The following is a 25,333-nucleotide window of genomic DNA, read 5'->3' on the forward strand; positions in this document are numbered from 1 at the left end:
GCCGGAGGACCGAAGGTCTCCGGCGCTCGCTCGCCCGCGGCCCTTTTTGGTCCAGATTTTTCGAGGAGGGTGCCACAGGGCGAGCGACGCGGTGCGTCGCTCGCCCGAGGACACCCGACGAAGAAAAAAGGTGGTTAGATGAACTCGTTGTCCCGCCAATCGACCCCGCTGGACCCCGAGTCCGAGGAGGTCGGCCCTTCGACCACTTCGATGGACGCGGGTCGGTCCTCGCCGTCCACGATGCGGGTCGCCTGCAGTTCGCCGTCCCGTTCGGTGATTGCGGTGAGCGTTCCTTTCTCTGCCAAGCGAGCGATGTCGCAGAGGACGAGAAACATCGGATACTGGAGCGCCGTGTTCTGGAGAACCGTCTCGCGGTCACCTTTGAACGCGGCGACTTCGATGAGTTCGCCCATGGGTTCTTCGTCTTCCTCTTCTTCCTCGACCTCGTCGCCCCATCGGGGACCTTCGCGCCGTTTTTGCTCCTCTTCGGTGTAGACGCGGGTCTCCGAGATGCTGGCTTTCAACTGCGCGGTCGGCGTGTACTTGCTGATGCTGTCGTCGTCGGCCACCGCGCTGATGATGAGCGTGTTCTTGCGCCGGGTAATATCGACGCTAGCAATCTTGGGCGGAAGGTCGGGGTCGCCTTCGAAGTGGTCGTAAACGTTCTCTAACGGCAGTTCGAGCGTCGAATGAAGTCGATATACTTGCCCCGTCATTTGTGATTTACATACAGGTTCCCGGCTGACGACACGGTACACGGGAGTGTAGGTGTTCCGAACATATATGACCTACTCTTTTGGTTCTCGTTTCTGTCCACGTAACGAGTACTTACGCCGACAGCTTCTCACCCAGTTCGTCGCGCTCGTCCAGTTCGGCGAGAACGTCGCTCCCGCCGATAAACTCGCCGTCCACGAACGTCTGTGGGATGGTCTCCCACCCGCTGTGGTCCTCCAAGGCGGCCCGGAACTCGGGAAGCGCGTCCAGCACGTCCACCGTCTCGTACTCGTCGCGGTGTCGCTGGACGAGTTCCAGCGCCTTCTGGGAGTAACCGCACTGGGGCATCAGTTCGTTGCCCTTCATGAACAGCACGACCCGATTGTCCTCGATGGCCGAGTCCACGCGCTCGCGGACTTCTTCCTCGGTCAGGTCGCTTTTCGGTTGAAAGGTCATACGCTTCGATACGACCCCCGAGCGCAAAGAAGTTGCGACGTAGTGTTGGAGTGGAAGACTGACTTGTGACTACGCTTCAGCGAGTTCAACCGCCCATTCGGTCAATTCGTAACGATATGGGTTTCGGATTACTCGTATCGGTGCGTAGTCACCACCTTTCTCAACAGTCTCTTCGTCTTCTATCGCCTCGATAGCTGTCTCAAGATTTTCTCGCCAGTCCCAGAGTTCCTCGTCGTCAACGAGTTGTTCTTCTATTTCATCAAGTCCGACTCCCAACGCTTCAGCGACGACTTCTCGCCGTGTGATTTCGTCACCCCCGCCATCTGCGAGAGCGAGAGGCTCTAAATCATCAACTAATCTCTCTGTTTCGTCTCTTAAGAGAACTTCTAAATCTTCATCGTTTACGATTTCGTCACGACGCTCGTTGATTATCAACCAATCACCACCGTTGACCCACTCATCAACTATATTGATGTTGACGAGGTGGTCAAGGCAAGTGTCGATTGTTACATCTACGACATCACCGTAAACTCGGTCAAGATGCTTCTTTTTGAGACTGTTGTCCTCGCTGGGAACCATCGCATCACGGTACATAGCCAAAGCGAGGGCTACGAGGCTGTCAAGACTCGGAATTCCTTCCCGGTCGTTCCGAATTTGGCTTTCTAGGTCCTGTAGTGTCATTGTGAACCTCCAGATTTGACATTTCACCCCGGTATCGGTGGCTTTAATACAACAGAGTAGAGCGTAGCGAATGTACGCGTACTCTGCCGTGTAAGCTAGCTTACCGAGGGATGGTGATAGACCGCCCTAACGGTCTCTCACCCAATACGTCCTGTTCGCGTGCCAGTTGTACTTATAGCGTACGTTTGCTCAAAATGAGTGTTGCTGGTCACTTATTCATTTTGGTGACTAGAGTTATATTCCTAACTAAAACTAACTCTTTAGAATGATGTTATTTCCTTTCCCGAAGTGTGAAACGAATATGGTTTCCAAACCAAAGTATAAACTTCAATTCTATAACAACAAACTACCGCTTTGATAAGTAGCTCTCTTCAGCAACCTGTTACAGAAAGTTGCGACGTTACTCGTCGTTGCCGACCCGCACCACGTTGATGAGCGAGTGGACCGGGACGCCTTCGACTTCCTCGACGCCCTGCTTGTCCACGAGGACGACGCAGGCGACGGGCGTGCCGCCCTCTTCGCGGATGGCCTTGACGGTTTCCGCCATCGTGGTTCCGCTGGTGATGGTGTCGTCCACGACGTAGCACTCCCGGTCGCGGATTTGGGCGAAGTTCCGCGAGAAGGTGCCGCCGAGTTCCTCGATGTCCCCCTCCTCCCACTGGTGTTTGCTCGGCGCGTAGGTCCCGAGGTCGGTGTCGAGTTCGCGCGCGACGGCGGTGGCGAGAGGTGCGCCCGCCTTCTCGATGCCGATGGTCAGGTCCACTTCCTCTCCCTGCTTTTTCAGGAGGTCGGCCATCGAGGCCCCGGCGTGGTGGAGTCGGTTGCTGTCCCGGCCGAGCGCCGACCAATCGACGTGGATGTCGTGGGGTCCGCCCGCGGGTTCGGTCCGCGAGGTGGTCGGGGTGCCCGCGCCGCTTCGCTCGACTAGCCAACTCGCCGTCTCGCGCGAGACGTTGAGTTCGTCTGCGATTTCGCCCTTCGATAGCCCCTGCTCGGCGAGGTGGGCCGCGCTCTCGATGAGGTCGTCTACGTTCTTCATATCTGGCTAAATTGGAGCGCGGTCTTTATTGTCGTTTCGTCATCCGCAAATGCGGCCTCGTAGTCGTCCAACTCGTAGACGGCGGTCACGAGGTCGTCCAAGAACCACGCCGGGAGGTCCCCGAGCGTCCGGACCGCCGCCTCGAAGTGGGTGACGTTGGAGTTGACGCTCCCGACCAGCGCCTTGTTGTTCATCACGAACTCCTTGTGGAGTCGCCCGCCGTCGATTTCGAACTCCCACGGTTCGGGCACGCCGAGCAGGGCACCGACTCCGGCGGGCGCGAGCGCTTCGATGCACTCGAAGGCGTGTCGCGCGTAGCCAGTCGCCTCGTACACGAAGTCCATCGGTTCGTGGGCGTCGGCAATCTCGGAGACGGGTGTCTCGCGCGAATCGACGTAGGTCGCACCGAGGTCCTCGATAACGTCGATGGTCGGGTCGGGTCGGTCGCGCCGTCCCAGACAGTAGGTGCGGTCGTATCCGCGCTGGTCGAGCATAGCGAGCGTCAACAGGCCGAGGCTTCCGTTGCCCAGCACGAGACCCGCGTCTGGATTCCAGTCGAAGGCCGAGCGCGCGGCGTAGGCGTGTTCGATGGCCTTCTCGGAGATGCTGATTGGTTCGACCAGAAAGCCCCACTCCGCTATCTCCTCGGGCACGGGCACGAGGTTCTCGGCGGGACTGGTGAAGTACTCGGCCATGAACCCGTGCGCGCCGTCGATTCCTCGCTCGACGCACGCCTCGGGCGGGGCCATGTCGGGTTCGCCGCGTTCGAAGTACTCGTTGGGTCCCTCGGCGGGCGGTCTGCGCACCGTCGGGACCACCACGTCGCCTTCCTCGAAGGCTGTCCCGTTAGCTTCGGCGACGACGCCGACTGCCTCGTGGCCCAACACGAGGAAGTCCTCGCCCTCGGGGTATCCGCCGTGGCTTCCCGCGATGACCTCGCGGTCGGTTCCGTCCACGCCGACCCGGAGCGTCCGAACCAGCACTTCGCCGGGTCCGGGGTCCGGACGCGAGAGTTCGGCGACTGTCGGCGAGTTCTCGCCCCGCCGGATGACAACTGCTTCCATGGCGGGGGGTTGGACCGGGAGGGACAAAAGATTTATTCTATCCCGAGTAAACCTCTGGACCGGGTGGGCCAGTCGAACCTAAACGCCTGTCACCGCTCGCCCACCGCGCTTCTTCGGCCGCGTCCGGGATTTTACCGGTAGATTCGGTCCCACGCCGACCGGTCGGACCATCCGAACGCGCTCGTCCCCACAAACCACAGTTGTCGCCACGATTCCGGCGGCTTTCGTCACGTCTCTACCGGGTCGTACGCTGTGCTACTCCCAGAGGTCGTACAGGTCGTCCCGAATCGCGTCCCGGACGAGTTCGCCGTCGATGTCCACGCCCGCCTCGTCCGCCCCGTCCACGTCGGCGACGACGCCGATTTCGCTCGCCCGGATGCCTTCCGCGTCGAGCGCCGCGAGCGCGTCGGCGCTGGTCTCCGGGGGAACCGTCGCCAGCAGTGCGCCGGACCCGAAGATGCGGAGGGGGTCCACGCCCATCGCCGCACAGATTTCGGCCGTCTCCTCGCGGACCGGGACCGCGCTCCGGTCGATTTCGAGGCGGACGCCCGAGGCGATCGCCATCTCGACCATCCCGTTGAGGAGACCGCCCTCGGTCGGGTCGTGCATCGCGGTGGCCGACTCGCGGAGGACGCGGGACTCGGGCAGGACGCTGATTTCGCCGAAGAACGACTCGGCGCGTGCGAGCAGGTCGGCCGACAGGTCGAGTTCGTCCCGGAAGTCGGTCGCCAGCACCGCGGTTCCTTCGATGCCGACGCCCTTCGTGAGAAGCACGCGGTCGCCCGGCCGCGCGCCGCCGGTCGGGACGTACTCGTCGGCGAGTCCCATCGCGGTCATCGAGACCATCGGGCGCTCCAGCGCGGGGGTGTACTCGGAGTGGCCGCCGACGATGGCGACCCCCGACTCGCGGGCCTCCTCGTCCATCTGGGTCGTCAGGGCGTCTAGCGTCTCGGGGTCATCGTCGGGCAGGAAGACGACGTTCGTCAGCCATCGGGGGTCGGCCCCGCACGCCGCCACGTCGTTGCACGCGACGTGGACCGCGAGCGTTCCGAGTCGCTCTTTCGCCAGCGAGAGGGGGTCGGAGTTGACCACGAGGACACTCCCGTCGTCGAGTCGCACCGCCGCGGCGTCCTCGCCGTACTGGGGTCCCATCTCTACCGAGTCGTCGCGTGCGCCCGTGCGATCGAGGACGCGCGCGAGGTCGTCAGGGTCGAGTTTCCCAATCATACCCGTTGCTCGGTGGGCCGGGACCTAAGGTTCGGCGGATAATCGGCGGCACGGAGTAGCTTACACAGTAACGCTTATGCAGATGACAGCCATACAGTTTTGTATGGCAACTGACGGAAAACCGGCTCGACAGCCGTCTGACGACGACATGCTTCCCGATGAACGGGAAGTAATCGCCGAGCGCATTGAGTCGCTGGACGACGATTCGAGCCATCTTTCTGTCGAGGAAGTCGCCGAGGAGTTAGACATCGAGTTAGAGTAGGGGATGCCGCGCGCACCTTCTACACTCCGGTTTCTCCCCGAAGCACGCGACGATTTGGCCGATATTCAGGGGCACAATCCCGACCACGCCAAACGGATTTTACGGAAAATCGACGATTGGCAGGACAAAATAGAGTGGGACCGCGTTCCACAGGACCATCTCACCTACCTTACTGGAACAGGAGCATACAATTTCTATCGGGAACGAGTCGGCAACAGTGGTTATCGTGTCGTCTACGAAATTAGCAACGACGAGATGGTCGTTGTCGGTATTCTCCCGAAGGGAGACGATACCTACGACTTAGATGAGTTTCGGCGTCGGATGGACCGAGAGTAACAGGGACAACGAAGCTACAAAGTAAGAGAGCGGAGGTTCGACTCCATTTTCGTAGGTCCCGCACTTGCGCGGCCCGCGCAACGAACCACCACAATCCCCCGACATTTCGCGCCGACCCCGAACTTTATCCCGGATTGCGACCCACTTCCGGCATGGAGCGGTACGACCAACTCTATCAACTCTACGACGAGTTCGACGCCGGAACCCTCCGAGCGTTGCAGAACTTCGTGGACCTGTTTCCCCCGGTGGACTCCCGCATCGCCCTCGAACACTGGCGGGAGGTCGGCGAGGAACTGGACGAATGCAAGGCCGAGGTGCGCGAGGCGTTCCCCGCGACGGGCGAGACGTTCTGCGAACTCGCGGCGCGGGCCTCTCGGGACCAAGCGTTCACCGCCTTGGACCTCTACGCCAAGTACGACCGCGGGGTGAACGTCCTCGTCCTCGACGTGGACGAGACCCTGCGCTCGGCGGGCGGCACCGACAACGAGATTCCCCGCGAGACCCTCCACCTCCTGACCGAGTTCCACGAGGGCGGGATGCCCATCGTGGTCTGCACGGGCCAAACGCTCGAAAACGTCAAGGGGTTCCTGATTCAGGGTCTCGGCAACGAAATCGTCCACTCGGGCGACCTCTCGGTGGTCTACGAGGCCGGAACCGGCGTGTTCACGCCCGGCCACGGCGCGGATACCAAGCGACTGCTCTACGAGGACTTGGACGACGACATCCAGTCGGTGTTCGACGCCGTGCGCTCGCGGGTCCTCTCGGAAGCGCCCGAGGACCTGCGCCGCGGGTGTCACCTGCAGGGCAACGAGTTCAACGTCACGCTCAAGCCAAACTTCGAGACCGGAAGCCAGCAGGCCCGCGAGGTCATCGACCACGCGCTGGTCTACGAACTCGACTTGCTCGGCGAAGCAGTCGCCGAGCAAGTCGGCGAGAGTTCCGAGGGCGCGAGCGACTGGGCGCGGGCCTACTACGCCGAACAGGACCCCGAAATCCGCGGCGTCCTCGAAGGCGAGGGCGAGATGCCCGACGCCGACCCCGAAGACGTTCCGGCGGGCGTCCGCGAGACGTTCGAGCGCATCGACGTTGCCTACTACGAGGCCGACGCCGCCGAAATCGGAAGCCTCGAACTCAACAAGGTCGTGGGCGTCGAAGCCGCGTTCGACGTGCTGGGAATCGACGACCCCTTCGCGGCGGTCATGGGCGACAGCAAGAGCGACCTCCGGGTGATGGAGTGGGTCGCCGAGAACGACGCGGGCATCGCCGCCGCGCCCGAACACTCCTCGCGGGACGTGCTGGACCACGTGGTCAAGACCGACGAGTTGGTCTTCGACCGGGGGAAGGCCGGGGACGTACTCCGGACGATTTACGCGATGAACCGGCTTGCGAATCTGGGGTGAGCGGTTTCGGACCGGGTTCGGTCGGGACTTCGCTGTAGACTGCGAGGGGTGACAGTAGACGGCGGCGAGAAGCTAACTATTGTCGACACCAATCAGACCGCGCCCGCACGCGCCGGAAAGAGGGAGAGTAGTCCCTCGCGGTTCGCGTCCGGAAATCAGCGGGAAGAACGCCAGAAAGACGAGAAGAACCCGGAAGACGCCCGCTCAGACGTTCAGGCTGAACCGAACCGTGTCGCCGTTCTCCAGCGAACTGCCCGTCGAGAGCGTCTCGGTCGAGTCGAACGACTCGCGGACGACCACGGTGTCCGACCGGAGTCGCTGGCCGTCTAGGACGCCCGCGCGGACCTGCGGGCCGTACTTGTCTGCGAGCGTCTCCACCACGTCGGCGACCGTCGCGTCCTCGGGCACGGCGACGCGGGCCTTGCGCGTGCCGGTGCGGGCGACGAGGGTTCCGGTGAGTTCGACTGTGACGTTCATACACACGCATCGAACCGCCACTTACAAAAAGTTTACTCACACGCGAAAAAGTCCTGCCGGGACGAAATCCCTTAAGGAGGCGGCTCCCGACGACTCTCGTATGGTGGACCACGCACCCGCCCCCGGACGCGACGACTCGCTGGGCGTACACGGAGTCGTCCCGCCGACGATAACCGCATTCGACGACGACGAATCGGTCGATTACGACGCGACTGCCGCACACGCGCGGTTTGTCGTGGACCGCGGCGCTCACGGCGTCTTCCCGCTCGGGACCAACGGCGAGTTCCCGCTGTTGACGCCCGACGAGCGAGACGGCGTGGTGGAAGCCGTGGTCGAGGAAATCGGCGACGACGCGCCGGTCATCGCGGGCGTCGGCGCACCGAGTACCCGCCAGACGGTCGCACACGCCGAACACGCCGAGAGCGTCGGCGCAGACGGCGTGGTCGTCGTCACGCCCTACTACTACCCGGTGGACCACGACGCCGCGGTGAGCCACTACCGGCGGGTCGCCGAGGCCGTCGATTTGCCGGTCTACGTCTACCACATCCCGAGCAAGACCGGCAACTCGCTGTCGCTCGACACCTTGGACGCGCTCGCAGACATCGAGAATCTGGTCGGCCTGAAAGACTCCAGCAAGGACGTGCCGTGGCTCGGACAGGCCATCGACGCCCATCCCGAGATGACGTTCCTCGCGGGGTCGGACTCGCTTCTGTTCCCCGGCTTGGAAGTCGGATGCGCGGGCATGGTCAGCGCCGTCGCCAACGTTTTCCCGGAACTCGTCGCGGACCTCTACGAGGCCTACGACGAGGGCGACGAGGAGCGCGCCCGCGAACTGCAGAGCGAGGTGTACGACGTGCGGTCGGCGCTCAAGCGCGGCCCGTACATGGCTGGCGTCAAGACGACACTGAGCCTTCGAGACACCGATTTCGACCCCGGTCCGCTCCGGAGTCCGCTCCGGACGATGGACGAGTCCGACCGCGAGGCGCTCCGCGCGGACCTCTCGGAACTCGGCCTGCTCTGAGTCGCACCGAGCCGGAGCGCCGGAACCTCCAAATTTTTACTCTATGGGGAGTAAGTCCTTTTCATGGTTCGTAACTACGAGTCGCTCCACGACCCGAACGCCGAGTACACCATGCGGGACCTCTCGGCGGAGACGATGGGTTGTAGCGGGGAGCGCGGCGGCACCCGCGACGTAGAGATTACCGACGTGCAGACGACGATGATTGACGGCAACTTCCCGTGGACGTTGGTCCGGGTCTACACCGACGCGGGCGTCGTCGGGACCGGCGAGGCCTACTGGGGCGCGGGCGTGCCCGAACTCATCGAGCGGATGAAGCCGTTCGTCGTGGGCGAGAACCCGCTCGACATCGACCGCCTCTACGAACACCTGATTCAGAAGATGTCGGGAGAGGGGTCCATCGAGGGCGTCACCGTGACCGCCATCTCGGGCATCGAAGTGGCGCTTCACGACCTCGCGGGCAAGATTCTGGACGTGCCCGCCTACCAGCTTCTGGGCGGGAAGTACCGCGACGAGGTTCGGGTCTACTGCGACTGTCACGCTGGCGAGGAGGCCGACCCCGAGTCGAACGCGGACGAGGCCGAGCGCGTGGTCGAGGAACTGGGCTACGACGCCCTGAAGTTCGACTTAGACGTGCCCTCGGGCCACGAGAAGGACCGCGCGAACCGTCACCTCCGCAATCCCGAGATTCAGCACAAGGTGGACATCGTGGAGGCCGTCACCGAACGCGTGGGCGACCGGGCGGACGTTGCCTTCGACTGCCACTGGACGTTCTCGGCCGGGAGCGCCAAGCGACTCGCCAGCGCGCTCGAAGCGTACGACGTGTGGTGGCTCGAAGACCCCGTGCCGCCGGAGAACCACGACGTGCAGAAGAACGTCACCCACTCCACGACGACGCCCATCGCGGCGGGCGAGAACGTCTACCGCAAGCACGGCCAGCGCCGCCTCGTGGAAGAGCAGGCCGTGGACATCATCGCGCCCGACATGCCCAAGACCGGCGGGATGCGCGAGACCCGGAAGATAGCGGACATGGCCGACACCTACTACCTGCCGGTCGCCATGCACAACGTCTCCTCGCCGGTGGCGACGATGGCCTCCGCGCACGTCGGCGCGGCCATCCCGAACTCGCTGGCGGTCGAGTACCACAGCTATCAACTCGGCTGGTGGGAGGACCTCGTGGAAGAGGACGTGATTCAGGACGGCTACATCACGATTCCCGAGAAACCGGGTCTCGGCGTGACGCTGGACATGGACGTAGTGGAGGAGAAGATGGTCGAAGGCGAGGAGTTGTTTGACGAGGCGTAGCGCGGACTTCTTCCACCTCGACCGACACACGTTCTTTCCGCGGCGCTCCCGGCCCGAGTGATGGTAATCGTCGCCTTCCTCTCCCCGCGCTCCGCGACGACTGGTCTCGGACCAGAGCAATCTCTACCTTCCTCTACCAATTCCAAACCTTTCTTTACAGCGTTAAAATACGTCTTTTGTCCGTCAGTACGTGGTCGCGTCCCGACCGGACCACCGGGCGGGGGCTTTCCGGGACTCCTTCGTCACGACTTCTGCGGTTGCTGTGGCGGTGCGGAGCGTTCGGGACGAGCGAGTTCTGTCGTCCCGGTTGACGAGTATCGTCGGGCCGAGAGTGGCCGCTTCTACCGTCGAACCAATCACAACCGCAACCGCGACCGCCGCGACTACGACCGCGACCGCCTCTATCGTTGAACCAATCAGACCACACGGCACCGCAACCGCGACCGCAACCACCGCACCGCGACCGCCTCTATCGTTGAACCAATCAGACCACACGGCACCGCAACCGCGACCGTAGCTTTACGGCCGAGCGCGTCGCAACTCCTTCGACTCGCTCGCCGACCGCGATTCACCATGACCACCGCCCGCGAACCCACCGCCGTCCCGTGGCGCTCGCCCACCGTCAGGGTCGTGTTCGCGGCCACCGCGCTCGCGCCGCTGGGCGTGCCGCTGGTGAGTCCCGCGCTCCCGGTCGTCAGGGACGCCTTCGGCCTGACCGACGCGGCGGCCAGCCTGCTGGTCTCGGTCTACTTCCTGACGGGCATCGTCCTCTCGCCGTTCATCGGCCTGCTGGCCGACCGGGTGGGCCGCAAGCGCGTCCTCGTCCCCTCGCTGGTCGTCTTCAGCGTCGTCGGCGGCGCGATTGCGCTCGCGCCCGACTACCGGGTCGTCCTCGCGGCCCGACTCGTGCAGGGGACCGCCGCCGCGGGCATCTTCGTGACGACGGTGACGCTCATCGGCGACGCCTTCGAGGGCGTCCAGCGAAACGCCGTCCTCGGGGTCAACACGGCGGTCCTCGCCACGGGCGCGGCGATTTATCCACTGCTCGGGGGCGTTCTCGCCACCGTCTCGTGGAACGCGCCGTTCCTCGCGTACCTCGGCGGTCTGCCCGTCGCGGCGTTCGGGTGGGTCGTCCTCGAAGAGACCGCGAGCGAGACCGGCGCGGCGGGTCGGGGGACCGCCTACCTCCGCGCGGCGGTCCGGACGCTCGCGCGCCGGACCGCGGTCGTCCCCTACGCCACTGCCTTCCTGACCGAGGTCCTACTGTTCGGAGTCGTCATCACCGCGCTCCCGTTCCTGCTGACCGAGAGCTACGGCGTCTCGCCGGTGTTCGTCGGCGGCGTCCTCACCGCCGCGGAAGTCGTCTCGGCGGTGGTCGCGGCCGCGAACGGGTGGCTGGCGGGTCGGCTCTCCGACGAGCGAATCATCGCGGTCGGCTACGTCTGCTACGCGGTCGGTCCGCTGGTGAGTTGGGCCGGGGTCTCGCTCCCGGCCGTCGTCGCGGGCGCGGTCGTTCTCGGCGCTGGCGTCGGCCTGACGATGCCCTCGGTGGACGCGCTCCTGAGCGACTTCGTGACGACGGAGTACCGCGCGGGTGCCCTGAGCATCCGCAACAGCGTCACCTTCCTCGGCCGCGCGGTCGGCCCGATTCTGTTCGCCGGAGTTGCGGCGACGACCGGCTATCGGCCCCTCCTGCTCGCGGCCGGAGTCGTCGGCGTCTTCGGGGCGCTCTCGGTGCTGGCGCTGACTCGCTAAACTGCGGCGGGGTCCACCGACCGGGCGACCCAGAGCAGACTCCCGACCAACAGGACGACTGCGACCGGAATCAGCCACTGGAACGCGGTCAACAGTGCGCCGGAGGCCTGAATCCCGAGGACGACGAGAACGACGGGACCACAGCAGGCCGCGCCCGAGAGCAGGGCCGGAATCCCCGCGAGCAGACCCGTCGAGGCCTCCGACGCGCCGACTCCGCAGGCTTTCGGCCGTCTCCACGCCAGATACGTCACCGCGAGGTTGACCCCGACCAGCGCGGCGATGGCGAGACCGAGCAGGGTGTTCAGCGAGAACAGGTAGGTACCCACGCCGAACTCCACGAGCGCGACCGGTTCGAACGACAGGTGGCCGAGCGACCGCTGAAAGAGTCGTGAGAGCGGGTCGGCGACCACCAGCACGCCCACCTCGCCGTCGCCGCCGAACGCGAGGTGGCCGACCCCGTAGAGGTACGCCAGCAGGTAGCCCACCGTCGTCGCCGCGAACGCCGCGAACCCGTCGCGCCGACCGAGCGCCGCCCGGACCGCGAACCCCGTGCGTGAGACGGTCCGGCGGACAGGTCCGCCGGACCGCGTTTCTGTCGCCACTACCGACTCACCCCGACTCCCCCTCTCCCGTCACGAGTCCCGTACTCGGGTAGAACCCCGCCCACGCGAACCACATCGCGTCGAAGGCGTACACGCCCAAGAGCGGCAGGTCCGCGGGGTCGTGGCGCGTCCCGTCGCCCGCGACGGCCCGCCCGTCCTCGTAGTCGAACGACGCGCCGTCGGGGTTCCGGTAGACGTAGGCCGCGTCGAGTTCGGCGTCGTAGACGGCCAGATGCGGCGTGTCCCCGACCGACCCCGACAGGAGACCCGCCTCCCGAAGGGCCGACTTGTCGAAGGCGATTCGGCCCGCGCCGGTCCGGGCACCCGCGACGACGCGCTTGTTCGGCAGTCGGCCGTCGCTCCGGAGCGGCGGGAACAGCGTCGAGTCCCGGACGTAGTAGCCGCTGGGGTTCGGGACGTAGGAGCCGTAGGGGTCTTGGCCGTAGTTGCGGACGTAGCCCGTCTCCTCCGAGAGAACGCGGGTCTCGGGATGGGCCTGCTTCCACCGTTTCCACGTCGTCCACACCAGTCGGAACTCCCGGAGCGACTCGCCCTCGAACGCCCCGGAAATCGCGGTCCCGAGAACTTGGGGCCACCGACTGTCGGTCTCGCGGTCGTACATCACGAGGTTGTTGTTCAGCAACTTGCCCGACACGCCGAAGGTGGTCTCGCCGCGCCGGAACCCCATCGCGGTGCCGGTCAGCGGACAGTAGGTCACGGCGACGGGTTCGCCGCCCACCGCGTCGTTGGTAATCTCGTGGTGGACCAGAATCTTCTGCGGGTAGGCCTTTGCCTCGCCGTTCCGGACGAGTCCGAACACCACGTCTGCGTCCCGCAAGTCCTCGTCGGCGTTCTCGGCACTCCGGAACTTCGGGTCGTCGATGGAGGGGATGCCGTCCTTCGGCGGGCCGCCCGACAGGACTTCCTCCCGGAGGGTCGAGAACTCGTACTCGACCGGCAGTGGCGACGACCGAATCGGCACGCCCTGCTTCCGCGGGCCGCGGGCGGTCGATTGGGCGTCGTCGCCCGTTCCTCGCCCCTCGTGCCCGTCGGCCCCCTGTGAGGTCACGCCGCCGATGCATCCCGCGAGTCCCGCGAGCGCCACCCCCGCCGCCGTCGCTACGAATCCTCGCCTCGAAGTCAGTTCCATGTCGGCCGGTAGTTCTTGGGAAAAGTTAACACTTCTACGGCTGTGTCCGGAGACTGCACACCCGATTTCCGACGATTTCGAGACCCTTCTGCGAAGCCCTCAGTCGGTCGTCACTCTCGTCCGCCCGAGACGATGGCAGGTTCGAGTTCCGCGACTGCGGCGACGACTTCCTCTCTATCGGCCGCCGGAGCGTCGAACTCCGCGAGGGCCGCGTCTAAGTGGTCGGCGACGATTCCGAAGTCCCGGCGGTCGATGTCGAGGTGGGCGTGGGCCGACGAGAGGTCCGCGCCGTCGTACCCGTCCGACCCGCCGGTCGCGGCGGCGAGAAACTGCGTCTGGTGGGACCGGAGCGCGGACACGTCGGCGTCCTCAAAAAAGTGACTAACCCGGTCGTCGCCGAGAACGCGGTCGTAGAAATCCCCGACGACGGCCGAAATCTCGTCTCGACCGCCGAGACGCTCGTAAAGACTCTCGGACACGTGTATCTAGCCGCAAATAACCAGCATAATTAAATCTATTGGCCGATAGCTGGTAATACGCTGGGGTAGATTGTCGGAAGTCAGTTGAAACCGACGAAGTATCGGATTTTTTGGTGTTATTTCGGGGAATAGTATTTTATACTTCGCACGGAAGCGGACTAAATGATGAGTAACACGCCATGAAGACCGGGATTCTCATCGTGGACGACTCGGAGTTCATGCGACAGCGAGTGAAGAGCGCCTTGGCCGACGACGAGTACCGAATCGTCGCCGAAGCGCCCAACGGCGCGTGGGCTATCCAGAAGTACAAGGAGAACGCAGACGACATCGACCTCATCCTGATGGACATCGTGATGCGGAAGGCGAACGGACTGAAGGCCACCGCCGCCATCAAGAAACTGGACGACGACGTACGGGTCATCATGTGTACCAGCGTCGGTCAGCGACAGAAGATTCAGTTGGCGGCCCGCGCCGGGGCCGACGCCTACATCACCAAACCGTTCGAGGACGACGAACTCACCGACGCCATCGACGGGGTGGTCACGGGATGACCGCGGACGCCGACGCCCGCCAGCGCCTTCGACGCGGACCCTCGCGGAGGTGCAGGGATGGTCCCGACTGACGACGCCTTCTATCGGGAGACCAAATCACAGATTCGGGCGCTGAACGACGGTCTGCTCGCCGTCGAGGACGACGCCGAGAACGTGGCAGTCGCCGAACTGTTCCGCGTGGCCCACTCGCTCAAGGGGTCGTGTCGGACTCACGGACTGGACGAGGCGGGTGCGCTCGCTCACGCCGTCGAGGACGCCCTCGACGCGCTTCGCGGCGGCGAAGTGCGACCGACCCCGACCCTGATAGACGAGACGTTGGATGCCGTGGACCTCCTCGAAGCGACGGTCCGGGCCGACGCAACCGGCGGCGAGGTGGAGACCGACCCCGAAGCGATTCGGGCGTCGCTCCGGGCCACCCTCGACGCGGAACGCGACCGAGTGCAGACCGATTCGGACGCCCTCCCCGATTCCGCGGCGGCCGACTTCGGCGAGTCCGGCGGCGACTGGGACCCTGCGGACGACGGCCTGAGCGACGACGTGGTTGCGGCCCTCGAAGACACCGCCGAGTTCGACGACATCGACTCGCTCCTCGACGGGATGGACGCGCCCGAGGACGACGCGGAACTCGACGGGTGGGGGATGTTGGGCGACGGGGACGACTCGCCCGGCGCTTCGGCGGACGACTCCCCGGCAGGCGACCCCGCGGACGACTCCGGGTCCGCCGAGACTCCCGACCGACCGTCGGCCTTTTTCGAGGAGACGAAAGCCGAAATCGACGAGTCGGGCGACATCCACGACTTGCAGGAGGACATCGACGCGGTGGAGTTCGGCGAGTTCGACGACGAGGACAACTACACCATCGAGGAGTTGATGGACCTCGAACCCGGCGAGAGTCCGGACGAGACACCGGAGGACGGACCCCCGTCGTCCGCGACGGACACCGAGTCGCCCTCGGACGGCGACCCACTGGACCTGTCGGCAGACCTGCTCGGGTCGGCCGACGCCGACGATGGAGTGGCCGACGCGGGCGACGAGGTGTCCGAGGAAGCGACCGAGACCGGCACGTTCGTCTTCGGCGAGACGGAAGACGAGGGAACCGAGTCGGAGCAGACGCCGGGTACCGAGTCGGAGCAGACGCCGGGTACCGAGTCGGAACCGGGTTCGCTCGCGGACGCGAGCGAACCCGCGGACGTGGAGGTGCCCGACCACGCGGACATGGCCGCGGACTCGGACGCGGGCGCGTCCGAGTCCGCGAGCGTGGGCGACGCGGGGAGCGAGACCGATTCGGTGCCGGACCGGGATTCGGTCCCCGAGACCGATTCGGTGCCCGACGACGTTCCGGAACTCGACGCGCTCTCGGAGGAGGGAAACGACTCGGTTTCGGACGCCGAGGACGAACCGGACTCGGTGCCGGATGACGGTGGGGTTCCCGACCCCGACTCGATGCCCGAGACCGACCTCGGGATGGACCTGTCCGGGGAGTTCGACGCGGGTCTCGGTCCCGGTGGCGAGAGCGAGGCGGGCATCGCGGGCGACACCGGACTCGCCGCCGACACCGGCATGGACGTGTCCGTGGACGAGGAGATGGCCGAGTTCGAATCGCGGTTCGGCGACTTGCTCGGCACCGGGCCGGGAGGCGACGACGACGGCGAGGAGGGGGCCGTCTTCCGGTCGGCGGTGGCGACCATCGAGGAGAGCAGTCTCGACGCCGAGGGGTTCCCGACCGGCGGGGCCGACCGGTCGGCCGAGACCGGGGAGTTCGACCGCCTCCAGTCGATGAGCGTGGACGTGGACACCGCCGACCGACTCCTGAACGTCGCCGAGGAGTTGTCGCTGACCCACCTCCGACTGGACGAGGCCGTCGGTCCCGAGACCGACGAGGACATCCGCGAGGAAGTCTCGAACCTCCTGCGGGTCGTCACCGAGTACCGACGGACGGTCGTTGACGTGCGCCTGACGCCACTCGAAACCGCCATCGACGCGATTCCCCGGACCGTCCGGGACGTGGCGCGCTCGCAGGGCAAGGAGGTCGAACTCGTCGTGAACGACGCCGACGTGGAACTCGACCGCTCCATCGTGGACCGTCTGCGCGACCCGCTGGTCCACCTCGCGCGCAACGCCGTGGACCACGGCATCGAGTCGCCCGACGAGCGAGAGGCGCTCGGCAAGGCACCCGAGGGAACCGTCGCCGTCGCCGCCGAACGCGTCGGCGACGAGGTGGTCGTCGAACTCTCGGACGACGGCCGGGGCGTGGACCCCGAGGCGGTCCGCGAGCGAGCGGTCGAGCGCGCGGTAGTCGAACCCGGGGAGGCCGAGCAGTTGAGCGACTCCGAGACCTACGACCTGCTCTTCGAACCCGGATTCACGACCAGCGAGGAAGTGACCGACGTGAGCGGCCGCGGCGTCGGCATGGACGTGGTGAACCGGACGATAGCCGACCTCAACGGCACCGTGACCGTCGAGAGCGAACCGAACGTCGGGACCACGGTCCGACTCACGGTCCCGGTGTCTATCGCGCTGACCGAAGTGCTGTTCGTGGAGGCCGCCGGGCAGACCTTCGGCGTCCCGATGACCGCCGTCGAGCAGATTACCCCCGCGCCGCCAGTCGAGTCCGACGGCGACCGCGAGGTGGTTCGGCGGTCGAACCTCGACCTCGTGGGCGGCCTGCCCGAGGGCGTCGAGGCCGACGACGCCTACCCGTTCGTGCGACTGGCGTCGGCGCTGGACATCGCCGAATCCGGGCGCGAATCCGACGACGGCCAAATCGTCTGGATTCGGACCCAGACCGGGCGACTCGCTGTCCGGTGTGACCGCGTGGTCGCGTCCCAAGAGGTCGTGGTCCGGCCCTACGGCGACCTGCTCCGGGACGTGCCGGGCGTCAGCGGCGCGACGACGCTCGGCGACGGACGGGCCGTGAACGTGCTGGACGTGGCAACGCTATGAAACTCGACGTGGACACCCTCGGGACGTTCTACGAGATGGCCCGCGAGGGGGCCGGACTCGCCGCGAATCGGCTGAGTTCGATGACCGACATCCCGGCGCGGGTCAACGTCACCCACCTCAACTTCACGCGGGACGCCTCCATCGCCCGCGAGTTGCCCGACACCGAGTGGGTCGGCGTCCGGGTCGGTCTCTCCGACGGGTTCGGCGGGACCTCGATTCTGCTGTTCGACGCCGAGAGCGCCGCCACCATCGCGTCGGCGGTCATCGACGGCATCCCGACCGTAGAGGACGGGACGCTCCACGACAGCGCCGTGACCGAAATCGCCCAAATCATGAACAACGGGTTCGTTGACGGGTGGGCGAACGTGCTGGACACCAACATCGACGTGTCGGCCCCGACCTACGTCGCGGCCGACACTCCCGACGAGTTCCTCGCAGAGTCGGCGCTGGCGGTCGGGGACGGTGCGCCCGGAGACGGTCCCTCCGAGGACGGCGCGTCCGGCGTCGCCGGAGGTGACGCCGGACGCGCCAGCGACGAACTCGCGGTCCTGTTCCGGAACAACCTCGAAGCGGTCGGCGAGGAACTCGCGTTCCGCCACTACCTCGTCCCCGACGGCGAGACGGTCCGGCGACTCTTCCGGGCGCGGTCGGAGGACCGCGCCATCGAGTTCGAGAAGTTGGTCGGGTTCGACCGCATCGCCCAACGCGGCGCGACGCAGGTGGCGGCCAACCTCACGCAGATGACCGGCATCGAGATGGACGTGGACATCCGGCGCATCAACTTCATCTCGCTCGACGCGATTCCGAGCGAGGTCTCGACCGAGCGCAAAATCGGCGTAGCGTTCAGTTTCGCGGGGATGCCCAGCGGCTATCTCCTGTTCCTGTTCGGCGAGGGGTCGGCCGAGCGACTCGTCGCTCGGAGCGTCGAGACCCGGACCGCCGCCGGACTCGGGGAGTTCGAACGCGACGCGATTCAGGAACTCTCGAACGTGATGGCCAGCGGGATGTTGGACGGGTGGGCCAACCTGCTGGACACCACCATCGACCACTCGACGCCCGCCTACGCCCACGACATGGGCGCGGCGGTGGTGGACCCCCTCGTGGTCGGACTCGGCGGGTCTCAGGAGTTCGCGTTCGTCTTCGACACCCGCATCGAAGCGGTCGAGACCGAGGTGGACCTCGACATCTACGTCATCCCCGACGAGGAGGACCTGCGACAGGCCCTCGGCGCGTTCGACGTGGACCGCGTGGCCGAGACCCGACCCGAGGCCGACACGGACCTCTCGGACGAGGACGTGGATTTGGACTACTGGGAATCACTTTGAGCAATGTTTTGATTGCTTTGAGATTTGTTTTTATTTTTCTAGTGTTGAAAGACGTTTGTCTCGAACAGCTAAAAGATTTTCTCCGGCGCACGCTGGCGTCGTCGGCGCGGCGCGCCGACGACGCGACTGCTCGGCGGACGCGGGTCGTCGCCCGGTCGCAGTGCCGTGTGGTGTCGCTCTCGCCGGTCCGGAATCCTATATCGTATCTCACACCCTCACGAATTCGACAATCCTTCGACTCAACGGCCAGAACAGTTATAATATCCGTCCGAATGCACTTCAACCATGTATCAGCGTCGGAGGGTTCGGCCGCCCGTCGCGGAACCCCGGCCCGGCCGCGGCGTCCCCGTAGCCGAACTCCCGGAACCACGCCCCGACCGACCTGTCGCCGAAGGGTGGTGGTCGCCGTGCATGGCATCGTGCTGAAGGGTCTGAAGGACTTCGTGACCGCCGAGTACGACCGCGAGGCGTGGCGGGCGATACAGGACGCCGCCGGTCTCGGCGGAGAAGTCTACGTCCCCATCACCGAGTACGACGACGCCGACGCCCTCGCGCTGGTCGAGGCCGCCTCGGACGTTACCGGTGAGGACGTGTCGGACCTCCTCGACGCGTTCGGTCGGTTCCTCGTGCCGCCGCTGGTCGAAACTTACGGCGTCCACGTCGAGGAGGACTGGACCGGTCTCGAACTCGTCGCCAACGTCGAGGCGTACATCCACGAGGCCCTGCGCGCCAAGCAGTTGTCCACCTACACGCCGCCCGCCCTCGCCTCCGAGTGGGTCGGCGACGACCGGGTGAGAGTGACCTACGCCTCCGACCGGGAACTCTGTTCGCTGGCGGTGGGTCTGCTCCGCGGCGTCGAATCGTACTACGACGCGGCGTTCGAAATCGAGGAACGGACGTGCATGCACGACGGCGACGACCGGTGTGAACTCGTCGTCCGGCAGTGAGTCTCGCGCCCCGCCTCGGGAGCGTCGGCACGCCGACGCTCCCGCGCTCCGCGAAGTCTCTGAAGCGATTAACTATCAGTTTGATTTTTATTCTGCCCTATATTTTATAACTAAACGGTCATGTTGCGTGAAGATTTATTACGCTATGCCGATTGGGTTCGCTCAATGTCTAACTTTGCGCGCGCAGTCGTCCCCGCCTTCCTCGGGCGGCGCTACGCCCTGAAGTTCGGTCTGACGATGGTGGCGGTCGGCGCAGTCGCGGCGGGAGGCGTGTACGCGACCGGGCAGTTCGACCGACGTGTCGTCGGCGCGACCCTCGGCGGCGCACTCCTCGCGGGTCTCGTCGGAACGACCGTCTCGTGGCGGACCAGTCGGTCGCTCGACCGACTGGTGGCGAGCGCCGACCGGCGGGCCGAGGGCGAGGACCCCGAGTTCGACACGCCTCGCGTCGATTGCGTCGGCCGAGTGGCCGACTCGATGGCCGACACCCACGAGACGCTTCTCGACCAGCACCGGGCCAGACTCGCCGCCGAGGACCGCAACGCCCGCGTCGAACAGACCGCCGAGCAGTACGGCGAGGTCATGCGCCGGTGCGCCGACGGCGAGTTGGACCGGCGTATGGACCCGAGTTCCGACAGCGAGGCGATGAACCGGGTCGCCACGGAGTTCAACGAGATGATAGCGGAGTTCGAGGAGACCGTCGAGAACCTGACCCGGTTCGCCAACGAGGTGGCGACCTACAGCCAAGAGGTCACGCTCAGCACCGAGGAGGTCAGCGACGGGAGTTTGCGCGTCGTGGACTCGCTCCGGGACATCTCGGTGGACGCCGAGACCCAGACCGACGACCTACAGGCCGCCACAGACCAGATGAACCGACTCTCGACGGCGGTGCAGGAAGTCGCGGCCTCGACCGACGACGTGGCGTCCATCGCCGAGCGAACCGCCGAGACCGGCCGCGAGGGTCGGGCGGCCGCGACCGACGCGGTGGAGGGGATGAACGACATCGAAAACGAGTCCGAGGAGACGGTCGAGGCCATCGAGAGCCTCGAATCCGAGGTCCAGCAGGTGGACGAACTCATCGACTTCATCTCGGAAATCGCCGAGCAGACCAACATGCTCGCGCTCAACGCCCACATCGAGGCCTCGCGCGCTGGCGAACAGGGCGCTGGCTTCGCGGCGGTCGCCAACGAAATCAAGGAGTTGGCCGAGCGCACCAAGGAGGCCGCCGCCGACATCGAACAGCGCCTCAAGCAGATTCAGCGCCACACCGACCGGACCGTAGACGAGGTTCGGGACACCAGCGCCCGCATCTCCCAGCAGACCGATTCGGTCGAGAACGCGGCCGAGGCGCTCGCGGACATCGCGGGCTACGCCCAAGAGACCAACGCGGGCGTCCAAGAAATCTCGGACGCGACCCGAGAGCAAGCCGACTCCACCGAGGAAGCCCTCGAAATGGTCGAAGACGCCGCGGCAGTCAGCGAGGGCATCACCAACGAGGCCGAGACGGTGGCCGCCTCCGCCGAGTCCCAGACGACGGCGCTCTCGCAGGTTTCGAACAGCGCGAGCGACCTCGCCGAGCAAGCGACCCGACTCAGCACCGCGTTGGACGACTTCGACACAGACGACGCGGTACTGGGCGACGACGAGACCGAAGCGGACGCCGACGGCGAAATCGACCCGGACGAAATCGACCCGGACGAAATCGACCCGGACGAAATCGCCCAGACGACGGCCGAAAGCATCGACCCACTGGCCGACGCCGCTGACGCCGAACCACCTGCCGAGACGCCCGAACCCGACGGCGGTGAACCGGCCGAACTCGTCGGCGACGAGGAGGCCTGACGGATGAGCGGCGAACTGTCGAGCGCGCCGACTCCCGACACCGGCGACGACAGGCGCGAGTGGGTCGAGTTCGTGCGCTTCGGTCTCGGTGGCGGCGACTACGGTCTCGAACTCGGCCGCGTCGAGCAGATACTCGACGGCCCGGCGGTGACGCCGGTACCTCAGACCGGTCCCGCCATCGCGGGCGTGGCGAACCTCGGCGGCGAGATTCCGGTCGTCGTGGACGGTCGAGCGCTGTTGGAACTTCCCGCCCGCGCGCCCGACGCCGAGACGACCCTCCTGCTTCTGGACCGCGGCGAGGGTCGGCCGACCGGTCTGCTCGTGGACGAGGTGGTCGGCATCGACGCCCACCACGTCGGGCGCATCGACGCCCCGGACGCCAGCGACTGGGAACCCCCCGTCAGGCGGCGGTGGTTCCGCGCCGTGGTGGACGACGACCGGAGCGGCCGGTCGCTCGGGGTGTTCGACCTCGACGTACTCGTCGCCAAAGTGAGGTCTCAAGCATGACTTATAGAGATGGTACGTCCGGGCGCACGCGGGACGCGGACGGACGCTCGCGGGACGCGGACGGACGCTCGCGAGACGCGGACGGACGCACCCGCACCCGCGACGGGGGCGCGCTCGGCGGAGTCCGCGCCGTCTGGCGCGGACTCCGCCGAGCAATCCGGGTCCGACCCTGCCGCCGGAGAGTCGTCCGGGTCGGACCCCGCGATACCGCTGAAGACGCTCGCGGTGCTGAACTGGCTCGGCGACAGGGGCGTCACCGGCGTCGAGGACCGACTCAACGACGTGCTGGACGACGACCTGACGGTGACGACCGAGCAGGTCAAAATCGGCTACGCCGAGAAAGAGACCGTCGCCGCGCAGTTCCGGGCGAACGAGCGCGCCGGGGCGCGGGTCCTGCTGAGCAAGCCCCTCGTCGGGAACGTGCTGGTCGTCTTCCCGATGGGGGGCGCGAACAAGGCCGCGGCGCTGATGCTCCAGCGAGCGGTCGAGGACCTCTCGTCGGTCTCGACGGAGATGGGCCGGGACGCGCTGACCGAACTCTGCAACATGATGGCCAACGGGTTCGTGGACGAGTGGGCCGCGCTGTTCGACACGACCATCGACACGGGGTCGCCCGTTCCCGTGCAGGACCCCGAGCGAACGCTGGTCGCGCGCATCCTCAAGCAGTACGGCGTCGGCCTGTTCATCCGGTCTCGCCTCCGCATCCCCCGCCACGACGTGAACGCCGCCATCTACGTGTTCCCCGGCAAGGCGGAGTTCCTCGACAAGCTATCGGGGGTCGGACTGGAGGTCATCGACTGATGGAGACCTACGAGAGCGACCCCGAGCGACCCGACCGCGAGCGCCGGATGGTCGGCGTCTCGGAGTACGAGGTTGTCGCGGACGGCGAGACGCTGGTCGCCTACGGTCTCGGCGCGTGCGTCGGTCTGGCAGTCTACGACCCCGAGAGCGCGGTCGGCGGACTGGCCCACGCGATGCTCCCCCGGCGGTCGGAGGGCGACGGCACCGGCGACGGCAAGTACGTGGACGCCGCGGTCGAGACCATGCTCCGCGAGGCGGTGTCGGCGGGCGCGAGTTACACCGCGCTGGAGGGGTACGTCGTCGGCGGGAGCGACCTGCTGGACCTCCGGGAACTCCCCCGCGAGGTCAGCGACGACAACGTTGCGACCGCCCGCCGCGCCTTCGCGGAACTCGACGTGCCGGTAGAGGGCGAGGACGTGGGCGGGAGCAGGGGCCGGACCGTGGAGTTCGACACCGAAACCGGCCGCATCGCGGTCGTAACCGTCTACGACCCGGAGCCGATTCTGCTTCGAGAGGGCGACGGCGGGGACTGACGCCACCGGCGAACGCTCGTCCGACCAACCGATGGGGCGGATAAAGGGACCGCCCGGTCGCGTTTACGTGGTCGTCTCAGTGACCCCTCTCCGAGCGAGCGAACGCAGTGAGCGAGCGAGGATATGTCGCTGAGCGACCGCGCGGGTGCTTTCGAGGACCTTGCCTAACAGTTCCTACGGTCCCCTGAACTTCTTGCGGACCTTCTGAACCTTCAGTTCGGCTTAGATGGGGCAGTATTGGTCGTTCAGATTTTCTACAGCCATTCGATTCCCTATGCTGTCCAAACGCGCGGAAAATTTAAAAACGGAATATGCAATTCCATTGTGGTATACGTTATTGAAGATAGCCACGGAAACCCGGTAAAGGCATACAAGGGTGATGACCTAATTTACCGCAAACACTATCATTGCGGAGCATGCGGATGGACGGTAGATTACGACTTTGCTGATTTCGACCCGCAAAGTTGCCCAAAATGTAACGAAGGTCGCCATTTCGGTGGGTTCCAAGAAGACGAGTACGTAACCCCGGCTTGGCGGAGTTACCGGACTCGATAAATTTCAGCGGTTCTTTACTTTCTCCCCGAACTTCTCCCGAACCTTCTGGACCTTGGGTTCGGCCTGAATCGAGCAGTACCGGTCGTTGGGGTTCTTCTCGTAGTAGTCCTGATGGTACTCCTCGGCCTCGTAGAACGCCTCCAGCGGTTCGACCTCGGTCACGATTTCGTCGCCGTCGTAGGCACCTTCGGCGTCCAACTCGCGGACGAACCGCTGGACGGTCTCTTTCTGGTCGTCGTCGTGGTAGAAGACGGCCGACCGGTACTGGGTGCCCACGTCGGGACCCTGCCGGTTCAACTGGGTCGGGTCGTGGACCGTGAAAAACACCTTCAGCACGTCCTCGTAACTCAGCACCTCGGGGTCGTACTCGACCTGTACGACTTCGGCGTGGCCGGTGTCGCCCGAGCAGACCGCCTCGTAGGTCGGGTCCTCGACGTGGCCGCCCGCGTACCCCGACGTGACCTCGCGCACGCCGTCGAGTTCCTTGAACGCCGCTTCCACGCACCAGAAGCACCCGCCGCCGAGGGTGGCCGTCTCGGTGTTCGCGTCTGGAGTCATCGGGAGTGAGTTAGCGGCGCAGACGGTTAGGCTTGCGGGAAGCGGTGGCGGGGGACTCGCTTCGGACGACCCGAGTCGTCGGTCCCTCGTAGACGGGAGACGCCGTTAGTGGCCTCAGGACATGAATTACACGCTTTAAAGAATGCCAAAGCGGTCCTAAAGCAAGAAAGATAATTCTCTAAGCAACTAGATGCTGTCCACAGTAGCTCTGACCAGAGCAGTCGAGACGGACGCGAAGCGCCGGAACGAACGCGCGAAAAACGAGCGCACACCGAAAACCGCAGTACCGCGAGAGAGAACCGCGTCGTTCAGTCCGCCGGTTCGAAGGTCGGCGAGGACGAATCGACAGTCTCCGTCGGGGACTGGGTATCATCGACGGGACTGTTGACGAAGAGGGCGTGACCGATGAGCGCGACGGGAATGCTGGCCGCCAGTGGCACGGCAGACGTTATCGAAAACCCGACGACGCTTAGCGCGGCGGTTACACCAATCAGCGAAAGCGGAATCAGTCCGAGGATGAGGTCGTAGTACCCAGTCATAATCCATTACAGAATATGCGGTATAGGTATATAACTCTTTCCCGTAGTTGAGCGAGGCATTTCTGATAGGCGAATCTTATGCACATCGTTGGATTCTCATAACTTATAGATACGCTATGAATCTATTTCCACCCGTAGAATCCTCAAAAGCTACCGTACAGCGGTTCTCAGAGCGTTCTGAAAATTCCTGTCAGTAATTTCGCCGCCGGGGGAAGACTCCACGGTTTCGCTCTCGGAAGTTCCCGCCCGGAGGTGCCACCGGGCGCG

Annotated in this window: 26 protein-coding genes; 14 read left to right on the forward strand and 12 right to left on the reverse strand. The window is 65.3% G+C overall.

Features of this window, described 5'->3' with window-relative positions:
• Window positions 1-134: 134 nt before the first annotated feature.
• The 6 genes from P2T60_RS04315 to P2T60_RS04340 all read right to left on the reverse strand — a co-directional run bounded on the left by P2T60_RS04315 (window position 135) and on the right by P2T60_RS04340 (window position 5,181).
• Complete coding sequence (locus P2T60_RS04315) at window positions 135-716, reverse strand: DUF7110 family protein (RefSeq protein ID WP_276281328.1); 582 nt, start codon at window positions 714-716, stop codon at window positions 135-137.
• Window positions 717-828: 112 nt separating this feature from the next.
• Window positions 829-1,170, reverse strand: coding sequence for a glutaredoxin family protein (locus P2T60_RS04320; RefSeq protein ID WP_276281329.1), 342 nt, complete (start codon window positions 1,168-1,170; stop codon window positions 829-831).
• A 69-nt stretch (window positions 1,171-1,239) separates the two neighbouring features.
• Window positions 1,240-1,851 carry a hypothetical protein gene (locus P2T60_RS04325; RefSeq protein WP_276281330.1) on the reverse strand — a complete coding sequence of 204 codons (612 nt, stop codon included), beginning with the start codon at window positions 1,849-1,851 and terminating at the stop codon, window positions 1,240-1,242.
• Window positions 1,852-2,251: 400 nt separating this feature from the next.
• Entirely contained in the window at window positions 2,252-2,890 is a 639-nt protein-coding gene (gene gfcR / locus P2T60_RS04330; RefSeq protein ID WP_276281331.1) for a transcriptional regulator GfcR, read from the reverse strand.
• Window positions 2,887-3,954 carry a glucose 1-dehydrogenase gene (locus tag P2T60_RS04335; protein WP_276281332.1) on the reverse strand — a complete coding sequence of 356 codons (1,068 nt, stop codon included), beginning with the start codon at window positions 3,952-3,954 and terminating at the stop codon, window positions 2,887-2,889. Before P2T60_RS04335 ends, gfcR begins: the two co-directional genes overlap by 4 nt.
• 255 nt (window positions 3,955-4,209) lie before the next feature.
• Window positions 4,210-5,181, reverse strand: a complete 972-nt coding sequence (locus tag P2T60_RS04340) for an AIR synthase family protein (RefSeq protein ID WP_276281333.1) — start codon at window positions 5,179-5,181, stop codon at window positions 4,210-4,212.
• A 103-nt stretch (window positions 5,182-5,284) separates the two neighbouring features.
• On the opposite strand from P2T60_RS04340, the gene P2T60_RS04345 reads away from it, so the two are divergent.
• The 3 genes from P2T60_RS04345 to P2T60_RS04350 all read left to right on the forward strand — a co-directional run bounded on the left by P2T60_RS04345 (window position 5,285) and on the right by P2T60_RS04350 (window position 7,179).
• Window positions 5,285-5,443 (forward strand): hypothetical protein, encoded by a 159-nt coding sequence (locus P2T60_RS04345; RefSeq protein WP_276281334.1) that lies wholly within the window; start codon window positions 5,285-5,287, stop codon window positions 5,441-5,443.
• Between the two features lie 3 nt (window positions 5,444-5,446).
• Complete coding sequence (locus P2T60_RS21825; protein ID WP_420028697.1) at window positions 5,447-5,779, forward strand: type II toxin-antitoxin system RelE family toxin; 333 nt, start codon at window positions 5,447-5,449, stop codon at window positions 5,777-5,779.
• A gap of 152 nt (window positions 5,780-5,931) precedes the next feature.
• Entirely contained in the window at window positions 5,932-7,179 is a 1,248-nt protein-coding gene (locus tag P2T60_RS04350) for an HAD family hydrolase (protein ID WP_276281335.1), read from the forward strand.
• Window positions 7,180-7,383: 204 nt separating this feature from the next.
• Here P2T60_RS04350 and P2T60_RS04355 read toward each other — a convergent pair whose 3' ends face one another.
• Window positions 7,384-7,656: a MoaD/ThiS family protein gene (locus tag P2T60_RS04355; RefSeq protein WP_276281336.1), complete on the reverse strand. Its 273-nt coding sequence runs from the start codon at window positions 7,654-7,656 to the stop codon at window positions 7,384-7,386.
• Window positions 7,657-7,756: 100 nt separating this feature from the next.
• Here P2T60_RS04355 and P2T60_RS04360 point away from each other — a divergent pair, with 100 nt between their 5' ends.
• From P2T60_RS04360 to P2T60_RS04370, 3 genes are all read left to right on the forward strand, one after another.
• Complete coding sequence (locus tag P2T60_RS04360) at window positions 7,757-8,677, forward strand: dihydrodipicolinate synthase family protein (protein ID WP_276281337.1); 921 nt, start codon at window positions 7,757-7,759, stop codon at window positions 8,675-8,677.
• A gap of 63 nt (window positions 8,678-8,740) precedes the next feature.
• On the forward strand, window positions 8,741-9,979 hold the full coding sequence (locus P2T60_RS04365) for a mandelate racemase/muconate lactonizing enzyme family protein (protein ID WP_276281338.1): 1,239 nt from the start codon (window positions 8,741-8,743) through the stop codon (window positions 9,977-9,979).
• A gap of 573 nt (window positions 9,980-10,552) precedes the next feature.
• The gene (locus P2T60_RS04370) at window positions 10,553-11,734 is read left to right on the forward strand and encodes an MFS transporter (protein WP_276281339.1); all 1,182 of its coding nucleotides are present in this window, start codon (window positions 10,553-10,555) and stop codon (window positions 11,732-11,734) included.
• Here P2T60_RS04370 and P2T60_RS04375 read toward each other — a convergent pair.
• The 3 genes from P2T60_RS04375 to P2T60_RS04385 form a co-directional block, all read right to left on the reverse strand.
• Window positions 11,731-12,336, reverse strand: a complete 606-nt coding sequence (locus tag P2T60_RS04375; protein ID WP_276281340.1) for a hypothetical protein — start codon at window positions 12,334-12,336, stop codon at window positions 11,731-11,733. The two genes, P2T60_RS04370 and P2T60_RS04375, sit on opposite strands and share 4 nt — an antisense overlap.
• Window positions 12,337-12,343: 7 nt before the next feature.
• Window positions 12,344-13,486, reverse strand: a complete 1,143-nt coding sequence (locus P2T60_RS04380; protein WP_276281341.1) for a DUF3179 domain-containing protein — start codon at window positions 13,484-13,486, stop codon at window positions 12,344-12,346.
• 110 nt (window positions 13,487-13,596) lie between these two features.
• Window positions 13,597-13,965 carry a group I truncated hemoglobin gene (locus P2T60_RS04385; RefSeq protein WP_276281342.1) on the reverse strand — a complete coding sequence of 123 codons (369 nt, stop codon included), beginning with the start codon at window positions 13,963-13,965 and terminating at the stop codon, window positions 13,597-13,599.
• 179 nt (window positions 13,966-14,144) lie between these two features.
• Here P2T60_RS04385 and P2T60_RS04390 point away from each other — a divergent pair, with 179 nt between their 5' ends.
• The 8 genes from P2T60_RS04390 to P2T60_RS04425 all read left to right on the forward strand — a co-directional run bounded on the left by P2T60_RS04390 (window position 14,145) and on the right by P2T60_RS04425 (window position 23,414).
• Entirely contained in the window at window positions 14,145-14,516 is a 372-nt protein-coding gene (locus P2T60_RS04390; RefSeq protein WP_276281343.1) for a response regulator, read from the forward strand.
• A gap of 57 nt (window positions 14,517-14,573) precedes the next feature.
• Window positions 14,574-17,459: an ATP-binding protein gene (locus P2T60_RS04395; protein ID WP_276281344.1), complete on the forward strand. Its 2,886-nt coding sequence runs from the start codon at window positions 14,574-14,576 to the stop codon at window positions 17,457-17,459.
• The gene (locus P2T60_RS04400) at window positions 17,456-18,784 is read left to right on the forward strand and encodes a chemotaxis protein CheC (protein ID WP_276281345.1); all 1,329 of its coding nucleotides are present in this window, start codon (window positions 17,456-17,458) and stop codon (window positions 18,782-18,784) included. Before P2T60_RS04395 ends, P2T60_RS04400 begins: the two co-directional genes overlap by 4 nt.
• Before the next feature lie 407 nt (window positions 18,785-19,191).
• Window positions 19,192-19,731 (forward strand): heme NO-binding domain-containing protein, encoded by a 540-nt coding sequence (locus tag P2T60_RS04405; RefSeq protein WP_276281346.1) that lies wholly within the window; start codon window positions 19,192-19,194, stop codon window positions 19,729-19,731.
• A 165-nt stretch (window positions 19,732-19,896) separates the two neighbouring features.
• A complete protein-coding gene (locus tag P2T60_RS04410; protein WP_276281347.1) occupies window positions 19,897-21,573 on the forward strand; it encodes a methyl-accepting chemotaxis protein in 1,677 nt (558 codons plus the stop codon).
• Between the two features lie 3 nt (window positions 21,574-21,576).
• Window positions 21,577-22,080 carry a chemotaxis protein CheW gene (locus P2T60_RS04415; RefSeq protein WP_276281348.1) on the forward strand — a complete coding sequence of 168 codons (504 nt, stop codon included), beginning with the start codon at window positions 21,577-21,579 and terminating at the stop codon, window positions 22,078-22,080.
• A gap of 9 nt (window positions 22,081-22,089) precedes the next feature.
• Window positions 22,090-22,881, forward strand: a complete 792-nt coding sequence (locus P2T60_RS04420) for a chemotaxis protein CheC (RefSeq protein WP_276281349.1) — start codon at window positions 22,090-22,092, stop codon at window positions 22,879-22,881.
• Complete coding sequence (locus P2T60_RS04425) at window positions 22,881-23,414, forward strand: chemotaxis protein CheD (RefSeq protein ID WP_276281350.1); 534 nt, start codon at window positions 22,881-22,883, stop codon at window positions 23,412-23,414. The genes P2T60_RS04420 and P2T60_RS04425 overlap by 1 nt, the downstream gene beginning before the upstream one ends.
• A gap of 558 nt (window positions 23,415-23,972) precedes the next feature.
• Here the strand turns inward: P2T60_RS04425 and msrA are convergent.
• Both msrA and P2T60_RS04435 read right to left on the reverse strand, forming a co-directional pair.
• Window positions 23,973-24,527 carry a peptide-methionine (S)-S-oxide reductase MsrA gene (gene msrA, locus P2T60_RS04430; RefSeq protein ID WP_276281351.1) on the reverse strand — a complete coding sequence of 185 codons (555 nt, stop codon included), beginning with the start codon at window positions 24,525-24,527 and terminating at the stop codon, window positions 23,973-23,975.
• A gap of 308 nt (window positions 24,528-24,835) precedes the next feature.
• Window positions 24,836-25,066, reverse strand: coding sequence for a DUF8015 family protein (locus tag P2T60_RS04435; protein WP_276281352.1), 231 nt, complete (start codon window positions 25,064-25,066; stop codon window positions 24,836-24,838).
• Window positions 25,067-25,333: the final 267 nt, after the last annotated feature.

The sequence above is a fragment of the Halorussus caseinilyticus genome (genome assembly GCF_029338395.1).
GTDB lineage: Archaea > Halobacteriota > Halobacteria > Halobacteriales > Haladaptataceae > Halorussus > Halorussus caseinilyticus.

Excerpts from the sequence above, each read along its gene's own strand:
- P2T60_RS04335 (WP_276281332.1), bottom strand. The coding sequence starts at position 3,954 with ATGGAAGCAGTTGTCATCCGGCGGGGCGAGAACTCGCCGACAGTCGCC.
- P2T60_RS04315 (WP_276281328.1), bottom strand. The coding sequence starts at position 716 with ATGACGGGGCAAGTATATCGACTTCATTCGACGCTCGAACTGCCGTTA.
- gfcR (WP_276281331.1), bottom strand. The coding sequence starts at position 2,890 with ATGAAGAACGTAGACGACCTCATCGAGAGCGCGGCCCACCTCGCCGAG.
- P2T60_RS04420 (WP_276281349.1), top strand. The coding sequence starts at position 22,090 with ATGGTACGTCCGGGCGCACGCGGGACGCGGACGGACGCTCGCGGGACG.
- P2T60_RS04380 (WP_276281341.1), bottom strand. The coding sequence starts at position 13,486 with ATGGAACTGACTTCGAGGCGAGGATTCGTAGCGACGGCGGCGGGGGTG.
- P2T60_RS04415 (WP_276281348.1), top strand. The coding sequence starts at position 21,577 with ATGAGCGGCGAACTGTCGAGCGCGCCGACTCCCGACACCGGCGACGAC.
- P2T60_RS04325 (WP_276281330.1), bottom strand. The coding sequence starts at position 1,851 with ATGACACTACAGGACCTAGAAAGCCAAATTCGGAACGACCGGGAAGGA.
- P2T60_RS04345 (WP_276281334.1), top strand. The coding sequence starts at position 5,285 with ATGGCAACTGACGGAAAACCGGCTCGACAGCCGTCTGACGACGACATG.
- P2T60_RS04410 (WP_276281347.1), top strand. The coding sequence starts at position 19,897 with ATGTCTAACTTTGCGCGCGCAGTCGTCCCCGCCTTCCTCGGGCGGCGC.
- P2T60_RS04365 (WP_276281338.1), top strand. The coding sequence starts at position 8,741 with ATGGTTCGTAACTACGAGTCGCTCCACGACCCGAACGCCGAGTACACC.
- P2T60_RS04395 (WP_276281344.1), top strand. The coding sequence starts at position 14,574 with ATGGTCCCGACTGACGACGCCTTCTATCGGGAGACCAAATCACAGATT.
- P2T60_RS04340 (WP_276281333.1), bottom strand. The coding sequence starts at position 5,181 with ATGATTGGGAAACTCGACCCTGACGACCTCGCGCGCGTCCTCGATCGC.
- P2T60_RS04435 (WP_276281352.1), bottom strand. The coding sequence starts at position 25,066 with ATGACTGGGTACTACGACCTCATCCTCGGACTGATTCCGCTTTCGCTG.
- P2T60_RS04390 (WP_276281343.1), top strand. The coding sequence starts at position 14,145 with ATGAAGACCGGGATTCTCATCGTGGACGACTCGGAGTTCATGCGACAG.
- P2T60_RS04360 (WP_276281337.1), top strand. The coding sequence starts at position 7,757 with ATGGTGGACCACGCACCCGCCCCCGGACGCGACGACTCGCTGGGCGTA.
- P2T60_RS21825 (WP_420028697.1), top strand. The coding sequence starts at position 5,447 with ATGCCGCGCGCACCTTCTACACTCCGGTTTCTCCCCGAAGCACGCGAC.
- P2T60_RS04350 (WP_276281335.1), top strand. The coding sequence starts at position 5,932 with ATGGAGCGGTACGACCAACTCTATCAACTCTACGACGAGTTCGACGCC.
- msrA (WP_276281351.1), bottom strand. The coding sequence starts at position 24,527 with ATGACTCCAGACGCGAACACCGAGACGGCCACCCTCGGCGGCGGGTGC.
- P2T60_RS04355 (WP_276281336.1), bottom strand. The coding sequence starts at position 7,656 with ATGAACGTCACAGTCGAACTCACCGGAACCCTCGTCGCCCGCACCGGC.
- P2T60_RS04425 (WP_276281350.1), top strand. The coding sequence starts at position 22,881 with ATGGAGACCTACGAGAGCGACCCCGAGCGACCCGACCGCGAGCGCCGG.
- P2T60_RS04400 (WP_276281345.1), top strand. The coding sequence starts at position 17,456 with ATGAAACTCGACGTGGACACCCTCGGGACGTTCTACGAGATGGCCCGC.
- P2T60_RS04320 (WP_276281329.1), bottom strand. The coding sequence starts at position 1,170 with ATGACCTTTCAACCGAAAAGCGACCTGACCGAGGAAGAAGTCCGCGAG.
- P2T60_RS04370 (WP_276281339.1), top strand. The coding sequence starts at position 10,553 with ATGACCACCGCCCGCGAACCCACCGCCGTCCCGTGGCGCTCGCCCACC.